This is a genomic window from Nocardiopsis endophytica (assembly GCF_027706725.1).
Taxonomy (GTDB): Bacteria; Actinomycetota; Actinomycetes; order Streptosporangiales; family Streptosporangiaceae; genus Nocardiopsis_A; species Nocardiopsis_A endophytica.
Genome location: NZ_JAQFWQ010000183.1, coordinates 1 through 7,929, shown reverse-complemented (window position 1 = coordinate 7,929; position 7,929 = coordinate 1). Strand labels below are relative to the sequence as shown.

8 protein-coding genes are annotated in these 7,929 nt (G+C 73.3%); 6 read left to right on the top strand and 2 right to left on the bottom strand.

Annotated features, from left to right (window positions below):
- Positions 1 to 485: 485 nt before the first annotated feature.
- Both O4J56_RS31485 and O4J56_RS31480 read right to left on the bottom strand, forming a co-directional pair.
- Positions 486 to 1,187: a response regulator gene (locus O4J56_RS31485; RefSeq protein WP_270690858.1), complete on the bottom strand. Its 702-nt coding sequence runs from the start codon at positions 1,185 to 1,187 to the stop codon at positions 486 to 488.
- Entirely contained in the window at positions 1,184 to 2,833 is a 1,650-nt protein-coding gene (locus O4J56_RS31480; RefSeq protein ID WP_270690857.1) for a sensor histidine kinase, read from the bottom strand. Before O4J56_RS31480 ends, O4J56_RS31485 begins: the two co-directional genes overlap by 4 nt.
- A gap of 195 nt (positions 2,834 to 3,028) precedes the next feature.
- On the opposite strand from O4J56_RS31480, the gene O4J56_RS31475 reads away from it, so the two are divergent.
- The 6 genes from O4J56_RS31475 to O4J56_RS31450 all read left to right on the top strand — a co-directional run bounded on the left by O4J56_RS31475 (position 3,029) and on the right by O4J56_RS31450 (position 7,793).
- Positions 3,029 to 4,051: a tripartite tricarboxylate transporter substrate binding protein gene (locus O4J56_RS31475; protein ID WP_270690855.1), complete on the top strand. Its 1,023-nt coding sequence runs from the start codon at positions 3,029 to 3,031 to the stop codon at positions 4,049 to 4,051.
- Positions 4,048 to 4,590, top strand: coding sequence for a tripartite tricarboxylate transporter TctB family protein (locus O4J56_RS31470; RefSeq protein ID WP_270690854.1), 543 nt, complete (start codon positions 4,048 to 4,050; stop codon positions 4,588 to 4,590). The genes O4J56_RS31475 and O4J56_RS31470 overlap by 4 nt, the downstream gene beginning before the upstream one ends.
- Positions 4,591 to 4,623: 33 nt before the next feature.
- Positions 4,624 to 6,150, top strand: a complete 1,527-nt coding sequence (locus O4J56_RS31465) for a tripartite tricarboxylate transporter permease (RefSeq protein WP_333563836.1) — start codon at positions 4,624 to 4,626, stop codon at positions 6,148 to 6,150.
- Between the two features lie 18 nt (positions 6,151 to 6,168).
- Entirely contained in the window at positions 6,169 to 7,167 is a 999-nt protein-coding gene (locus tag O4J56_RS31460; RefSeq protein ID WP_270690850.1) for a tripartite tricarboxylate transporter substrate binding protein, read from the top strand.
- Positions 7,168 to 7,284: 117 nt separating this feature from the next.
- Entirely contained in the window at positions 7,285 to 7,536 is a 252-nt protein-coding gene (locus O4J56_RS31455; protein ID WP_270690848.1) for a type II toxin-antitoxin system Phd/YefM family antitoxin, read from the top strand.
- Entirely contained in the window at positions 7,533 to 7,793 is a 261-nt protein-coding gene (locus O4J56_RS31450) for a Txe/YoeB family addiction module toxin (protein ID WP_270690847.1), read from the top strand. The genes O4J56_RS31455 and O4J56_RS31450 overlap by 4 nt, the downstream gene beginning before the upstream one ends.
- Positions 7,794 to 7,929 lie beyond the last annotated feature (136 nt).

Sequence of the window (7,929 nt, the reverse complement as noted above, 5' to 3'; positions counted from 1 at the left end):
CCGTCGCCGCCCATCAACGCCGACCACGCACACGCGCCGCGGCCGACAGCGCTGCCGGAAGGGCTGCCGGCCTTTGTCGTCGCCGCCCCTCCACCTCACACCCCGACGGCCCACCGCCCGGCCGGGGCCCCTAAGCGGGGTACCTGCTCAGCCGCCTGCATGAACCGCGAGCAACCGGATGGACTGTTGGTAGGCCTGGAACCACCCCGCTCACTCCGTCGCCGCCCATCAACGCCGACCACGCACACGCGCCGCGGCCGACAGCGCTGCAGGTAGGGCCGCTGACCTTTGTCGTCGTCGCCCTTGCGACCTTGCACTCCGGCGGCCTTCCGCCCGGCTGGGCCCGTGAGCGGGGTACCAGCCCAGCCGCCCCCACCCGGACCGCGGGATCCCGACACTCGAACCGCACCTGAGCCGCCTCGGGTGGCACGCCTTCCCGGGATCACGGAGGGGGCGGGACGGACGCCACTCCAGGCGGGCGGCCGCTAGTCCGCCCCCGGCACCCAGTGGTAGCGGCGTTCCGGGCGGCCGGCGGTGCCGTACTTCAGGCGCACCACCGCCCGGCCCTCCTGGACGAAGTGCTCCAGGTACCGGCGCGCGCTCACCCGCGACAGGCCCGTCAGGGCCGCGCACTCCGACGCCGACAGGTCCGCCTCGGTCCTCTCCAGCTCCGAGCGGACCAGCGCCGCCGACTCCGGCGTCAGCCCCTTGGGCATCGCCGCGCCCTTCGCCTGCCCCGTCGGCGCATGCCCGGACTGCGGGGCGCCGAAGACCCGGTCCAGGTCCTCCTGGGCGGCCTCGCCGCCCTCCAGCACGCCCCGGGCCTCCTGGTAGCGGAGCAGCCGCTCGCGCAGCGTCTCGGGGGCGAACGGCTTGACGATGTAGTGCACCGCGCCGCCGTGCAGGGCCCGGCGCACCGTCTCGGCGTCCCGGGCCGCGGTGATCATCAGGACGTCGACCGGCGGCCCGTCCCCGGTCCGCAGCCGCCGCAGCACCTCGGTGCCGCCGATGTCGGGCAGGTAGACGTCCAGCAGCACCAGGTCCGGCCGCAGCTCCCGGACGCGCTCCAGCGCCTCGGCGCCGGTGCGGGCCTCCCCCACCACGGTGAAGCCCGGCACCCGCTCCACCATCCTGCGGTGGACCTGGGCCACCATGAAGTCGTCGTCGACGACGAGCGTGCGGATCACTCCCGGCCTCCTTCCTCCTGCCCCGCGGCGGGCAGCACGGCGGTGAACTCCGCGCCCTCCACGCGCACCGCCCCTCCCCTGCGCTCGCACACCATCCGGATCAGCGCCAGGCCCACCCCGCGGCGGCCGCCCCCGCCCTTGGTGCTGAACCCGCGCCGGAACACCTCCTCGGCCAGCTCCGGCGGCACCCCCGGCCCCGAGTCGCGCACCCGGACCCGCACCCCGTCCGCGGCCTCGGCCAGCTCCACCTCCACCCGGCCGCCCTCCTGCCCGCGCACCGCCTCCAGCGCGTTGTCCACCAGGTTGCCGACCACCGTCACCAGGTCGGCCGAGAGCGCCCCGTCCTGCTGGGGCAGGTCCGTGCCGGGCGCGACCTCCAGCCCGGTGTCCTGCTCGGCGGCCAGGCTGGCCTTGGCGATGAGCAGCGCCGCCACCGACGGGTCGGCCACCCGCGCCGCCACGTCCTCGGTCAGCCGGGTCCGGGCGCCGCCCACCCGGGCGATGTACTCGGCGGCCTCCTCGTAGGCCTCCAGCCCGATGAGCCCGCCGATCACGTGCAGCTGGTTGCTGAACTCGTGCGCCTGGGCGCGCAGCGCCTCGGTGGCGGTGCGGGTGGCGTCCAGCTCTCCGCGCATCGCCACCAGGTCGGTGTGGTCGCGCAGGGTGGTGACCGACCCGTCGGCGCCCTCGGGCCCCAGCGGCATGCAGTTCACCGTCACCAGCCGCCCGTTGATCAGCACCACCCGGTCGGGGGCCTGCCCGCGCTCGGTGAGCGCGGCGGCGATGTCCGCCTCGACGCCCAGCTCCTCCAGGCCCCGGCCGGCGGCGTCGGCGGGCAGCCGCAGCAGCTCGGCGGCGGGCGCGTTCACCAGCACCACCCTGCCCTGGGCGTCCACGCCCAGCACCCCCTCCCGGATGCCCTGCAGCATCGCCTCCCGGTGCCGGGCCAGCCCGGCGATCTCGCCCGGCTCCATGCCCAGCGTCTGGCGCTTGACCCGGCGGGCCAGCAGCAGCGAGCCGACCACCCCCAGGAACGAGGCCACCCCCAGGTACACGAACAGGTCGGGGGCGGACCCGGCCAGGCTGGCGGCGGGTCCGGGCACGTCCCGCCCGGCCAGCGCGAAGCCGAGCACCCGCCCGTCGTCGGCGATGACGGGGGCGTGCGCCACCACCGCGCGGTCGCCGTCCAGGTCGGTCACCCCGATCCACGCCTTGCCGGACAGCACCCGGCTCTCCCCCAGGTCCAGGGGTGCCCCGGCGGCGTCGGCGCCCGCCGCCTCGGAGCCGCCCGCCCCCAGCGCGGTCAGGGCCCGCCCCCGGTCGTCGGCGAAGACCAGGTGGTCGGCGCCGGCCAGGGAGCGCAGGTTCTCCGCGGTGGGCTGCAGGATGCCGACGCGGTCGGGGTCGGCCAGGCCCACCCGCACCACGTCGGTGGCGGCGGCCGCCTCGGCGACGGTGAGCATGCGCCGTCCCTCCTCGGCCCGGAACCGGGCGTCGGCCTGGGCCAGGGACACCCCGGCCACCGCGATGAGCAGCGCGACCACGATCGCGAGCTGCAGGAGCAGGAACTGCCCCGCCAGGGTGAGCCTGCCGCGCACGCGCCCCTCCTCGATCGCCGCCGACGGTGTGCCGCGCAATCGTCGCATGTCACGGACGTGCGAGGGGACCCGGCCGGGCCGGTCGGCGGGCCGTGAACACAACGACCGGAACATCCACTACGACCACTGTCCCCGCAACCGACACAACGCTTTTCCAGGGGATTTCGCGCTGTTTACATGTGTGTCACCTCACGTGGGCCTGTGGCCCGCGCACCATTCCCGCACCCCGTACCTGGAGACAGCATGTTCCGCGCACGTCCTGTCGCCGTGGCCGCCGCGCTGGCGTCACTGGCGCTGGCGGCCACCGCGTGTGGCACCGGCGGCGGGCAGCAGGAGGACGGCGGCCCCTGGAAGCCCGACCGCCCCATCGAGCTCATCGCCCCCGCGGCCACCGGCGGAGGCTGGGACACCCTGGCCCGCACCTCCGGCCGCGTCCTGGAGGAGGGCGGCCTGGTGGACGAGCCCGTCCAGGTGGTGAACAAGCCGGGCGGCGGCGGCTCGATCGGGTGGGCCTACGTCGCCCAGACCCCCGACACCCCCACCCGCCTGTTCGTCACCAGCCCCCCGATCAGCCTCGTCCCGCTGATGGGCGGGTCGACCTACGACCACGAGGACTTCACCCCGATCGCGCGCCTGGCCACCGAGTACATGGTCTACCTGGTCCCGAAGGACTCCCCCATCGAGTCCTGGGGCGACATGGTGGACCGGCTGGAGGAGGACCCGCGGCAGGTGAGCATCGCGGGCGGCTCCTCCCCCGGCAGCATGGACCACGTCGCGCTGGCCGGGGCGGTCGAGGCCGCGGGCATCGACCCCACCGCCATCAACTACGTGCCCTTCGACGGCGGCGGCGAGGCCATGACCCAGGCGGTCGGCGGGCACGTGGACGCCGTGGTCACCGGCGCCTCCGAGGCGGCCGGGCTGGTCGAGTCCGGCGACCTGCGCCCGCTGGCGGTCTCCGGCGCCGAACGCGCCTCCACGCTCCCGGACACCCCCACCCTCCAGGAGGAGGGCGTGGACTTCACCTACGACATCTGGCGCGGCGTCATGGGCCCACCGGACATGACCGACGAGCAGGTCGCCTACTACGAGGACCTGTTCACGGACATGACCGAGGAGGAGTCCTGGAAGAAGCAGACGAAGGCGCTCGGCTGGACCGACTCCTACATGGGGAGCGAGGAGTTCGGCGGGTTCCTGGACCAGTCGAGCACCGACTCGGCCGAGATCCTCATGAAGATCGGGCTGATCGAGGACGAGGAGGGCCGATGAAGCCGTTCACCTTCTCCAACCGCGTCCTGGGGGCGGCGGTCGGCGTGCTCGCCGTCGTCTACCTCTACCTGGCGTTCACCCTGGAGGAGTTCACCGCGGTGAGCGTGCCGGTGCAGCCGGCGACGCTGCCCAAGTGGCTCGGCGCGGTGCTGCTGGTCCTGGCCGCGGTGCTGTTCTTCCAGAAGCAGGAGGACACCGGCGAGCAGGCCGGATCCGACGGGGACGGGGACGAGGCGTCCAAGACCGGCGGCGGGGCGCCCGCACGCCCCGCCGCCGCCCGCCCGGCGCTGGGCCGCCTGGCCGACCCGCGCCATGAACTGGCCCTGTTCGCGGCCTCCATCGGGCTCTACATCGCCCTGCTGGAGCCGCTGGGGTTCCTGATCTCCACCACCGCCTACATCGCCGCCACCACCTGGTACCTGGGCTACCGGCGGCACTGGGCGAACGCGCTGGTGGCCGTGGGCGTCTCGGCGGTCCTGTACTTCGCCATGTCGGACTTCCTGCGGGTCGCCCTGCCGACCGGGCCGCTGCCCTTCTGAGCCGAGGAGTCGCACGTGGAAACCCTTCAGCAGATGGGGGCCGGGTTCGGCGTCGCCTTCACCCCCGAGAACCTGCTCTTCGTCTTCATCGGCGTGCTCGCCGGGACCGTCATCGGCATCCTGCCGGGGCTGGGCCCGATGAGCGCGATCGCGCTGATGATCCCGATCGCCTTCGGCATGGACCCCACCACCGCCATCATCATGCTGGCCGGGGTCTACTACGGGGCGATCTTCGGCGGGTCGACCTCGTCGATCCTGCTCAACGCGCCCGGGGTGGCCGGAACGGTGGCCACCTCCTTCGACGGCTACCCGATGGCGCGCAAGGGCGCCGCGGGCAAGGCGCTGGCCATCGCCGCCATCGCCTCGTTCACCGGCGGCACCATCGGCGTGGTGCTGCTGATGTTGATCGCCCCGGCGCTGTCGTCGTTCGCGGTGAGCTTCGGGCCGGCCGACTACTTCGCGCTGATGGTCCTGGGCCTGACCGCCGTGGTCACCCTGGGCGGGCGCAACATCACCAAGGGCCTGATCGCCGCGGTGGTGGGGGTGATGGTGTCCCTGGTGGGCATCGACTCCCAGACCGCCACCCTGCGCTTCACCTTCGGCATGCCCGAGCTGTACGAGGGGGTCAAGTTCCTCATCGTGGCGCTGGGCCTGTTCGCGCTGGCCGAGGTGTTCTCGATGCTGGCCCGGCGGGGCGCGGGCGGCGCCGACGGCGCCATGACCTCGCTCCGGCTGAACCGCCGCGACCTGGGCCGGATCGCCGGCCCGACCGGGCGCGGGTCCATCCTGGGCTTCTTCACCGGCGTGCTGCCGGGCGCGGGCGCCACCGTGGCCTCGTTCCTGTCCTACTCGATGGAGAAGCGCATCGCCAAGGACGGCGACACCTTCGGCAGCGGCAACCCCAAGGGGGTCGCGGCCCCGGAGGCGGGCAACAACGCCGCCGCGGTGGGGTCGTTCGTGCCGATGCTGACCCTGGGCGTGCCGGGGTCGGGCACCACGGCGATCCTGCTGGGCGCGCTGCTGGTGCTGGGCGTGACGCCGGGGCCGATGATGCTCTCGGACCGCCCGGAGATGTTCTGGGGCCTGGTGGCCAGCATGTACGTGGGCAACATCGTGCTGCTGGTGCTGAACCTGCCGCTGATCCCGCTGTTCGCCAAGGTCCTCAAGACCCCGCGGGCGGTGCTGATCCCGCTGGTCGTGGTGTTCTGCGTGGTCGGCGTGTACGGGCTGAGCTTCTCGGTGTTCGACCTGTGGCTGCTGCTGGGCTTCGGCGTCGTGGGGTACCTGATGCGGCAGAACGGGTTCCCGGCCGCGCCGATGATCCTGGGGCTGATCCTGGGCAGCATGATGGAGCGGTCGATGCGCCAGGCGCTGCAGATCTCCTACGGTGACTGGACGACGTTCGTGACCTCGCCGTACTCGGCGGCCCTGCTGGGGCTGACCGCGATCGTGCTGGTGTGGCCGCTGGTCAAGCGCCTGCGCTCGGGCCCGAAGGCCCCGGCCGCCGGCGCCTCGCCCGACGGCGCCCAGAAGGAGGAGGACACGGCCTCCACCCCGTAAGGACGAAGGAGCGCGCACATGCCGGGCGGCCCCAGGTCTCCGCGACCCCTCCTCGCGGCCGGGGCCGCCCTCGTGCTGTGCGCGGCCGCGGCGCTGACCGCGCTCGCGGTGTGGGGGCCCGAACCGCGCCCGCCCGAGCTGCGGCTGATGGTGCCCAATCCGCCGGGCGGCGGGTACGACACCACCGCGCGGGCGGTGGCCGAGGCGCTCGCCGCCGACCCCGGCGCGGCCGGGGCGCCGGAGGTGTTCAACCTGCAGGGCGGGGCGGGCACGGCGGCCCTGGCCCGCACCGTGCACGAGGAGGGCAACGGGCACCTGATGCTCCAGATGGGGCTCGGGCTGGTCGCCGGGGCGCAGGTGCGCGGGTCGCAGTACACGCCCGCCGACACCACGCCGATCGCGCGGCTGCTGGAGGAGCCCGAGGTGGTCCTGGTCCCGGCCGACTCGCCCTACACCGGGTTCGAGCAGCTCGCCGAGGACTGGCGGGACCCGGACACGGTGCTGCGGCTGGGCGGCGGCTCCACCCGGGGCGGGCCCGACCACCTGGCGCTGCTGCTCATCGGCGAGGAGCTGGGGCTGGAGCCGGGGAGCCTGGGGTACGTGCGCCACGACGGCGGCGGAGACGCGCTGGCGGCGCTGCTGCGCCACGAGGTGGACGTGGCGGCGGCCGGCGCCGGCGAGTACCGCCACGCGATCGCGGCCGGGGAGCTGCGCCCGCTGGCGGTGACGGGCGCCGAGCGGGTCCCGGGCATCGACGCGCCGACCCTGCGGGAGCTGGGCCTGGACCTGGAGTTCACCAACTGGCGGGGGCTGGTGGCCCCGCCGGGCATCGGCGACGCGCGCCGGCGGGAGCTGACGGGCATGCTGGCCGGCATGCGCACGAGCCCCCAATGGCGCAAGGCCCTGGAGGAGAACCACTGGACCGACGCCTACCTGGAGGGCGACCGGTTCGGGGAGTTCCTGGAGGACGAGCAGGAGTCGGTGCAGGACCTCCTGGAGCGCCAGGGGTTGGACTAGGACCTGTTTGCCGGCTTTCCCTGACGAGAGCCGCAACGTACAATATCGTGTACAACCATGAACAGACTCTCTGCACCCGCTGATCAGAGCACAGGAGTCTTGAAGGGGGCGGACCACATGAAGACCATGTCCTACTCCGAATCCCGTGCGAACTACGCCGCCACGCTCGACTCCGTCGTCGAGGACCGCGAAGAGGTCGTGATCACTAGGGCCGGACACGAGCCCGTCGTGATGGTCGCCCTCTCCGAGTACGAGACCCTCAAGGAGACCGCCTACCTTCTCCGTAGCCCGGAGAACGCCCGAAGACTGGTCACCGCGATCGAGGAGCTGGAGGCTGACCGCGGCATCGAACGGGGTCTGGCCGAATGAAACTCGTCTGGGCCGAGGGCGCCTGGGAGGACTATGTGTGGTGGCAAGCCCAGGACCGCAAGATCCTCAAGCGCATCAACGCTCTGATCAAGGACATCGAGCGCAACGGAAACGAGGGGATGGGCAAGCCCGAGCCGCTCCGGCACGGCTTTCAGGGCTACTGGTCGCGGCGCATCACGGATGAACACCGTTTGGTCTACAAGATCGCCGAAGACGAGATCCGCATCGCCGCCTGCCGCTACCACTACGGAAAATAGCCACTCTCGGCTCGGGCACCGGAGAAGTCCCCGAACCACAGCGACCCGAGAGGCGCGGGCCCCCCCCCCCCCGGGGGGGGCCCCGCTTCCGTGTGCGGGGCGAAATCCGGCCGCGTGCCCCGAAGCCGGTGCGGTG

Excerpts from the sequence above, each read along its gene's own strand:
- O4J56_RS31480 (WP_270690857.1), bottom strand. The coding sequence starts at position 2,833 with ATGCGACGATTGCGCGGCACACCGTCGGCGGCGATCGAGGAGGGGCGC.
- O4J56_RS31475 (WP_270690855.1), top strand. The coding sequence starts at position 3,029 with ATGTTCCGCGCACGTCCTGTCGCCGTGGCCGCCGCGCTGGCGTCACTG.
- O4J56_RS31470 (WP_270690854.1), top strand. The coding sequence starts at position 4,048 with ATGAAGCCGTTCACCTTCTCCAACCGCGTCCTGGGGGCGGCGGTCGGC.
- O4J56_RS31465 (WP_333563836.1), top strand. The coding sequence starts at position 4,624 with ATGGGGGCCGGGTTCGGCGTCGCCTTCACCCCCGAGAACCTGCTCTTC.
- O4J56_RS31460 (WP_270690850.1), top strand. The coding sequence starts at position 6,169 with ATGCCGGGCGGCCCCAGGTCTCCGCGACCCCTCCTCGCGGCCGGGGCC.
- O4J56_RS31455 (WP_270690848.1), top strand. The coding sequence starts at position 7,285 with ATGAAGACCATGTCCTACTCCGAATCCCGTGCGAACTACGCCGCCACG.
- O4J56_RS31450 (WP_270690847.1), top strand. The coding sequence starts at position 7,533 with ATGAAACTCGTCTGGGCCGAGGGCGCCTGGGAGGACTATGTGTGGTGG.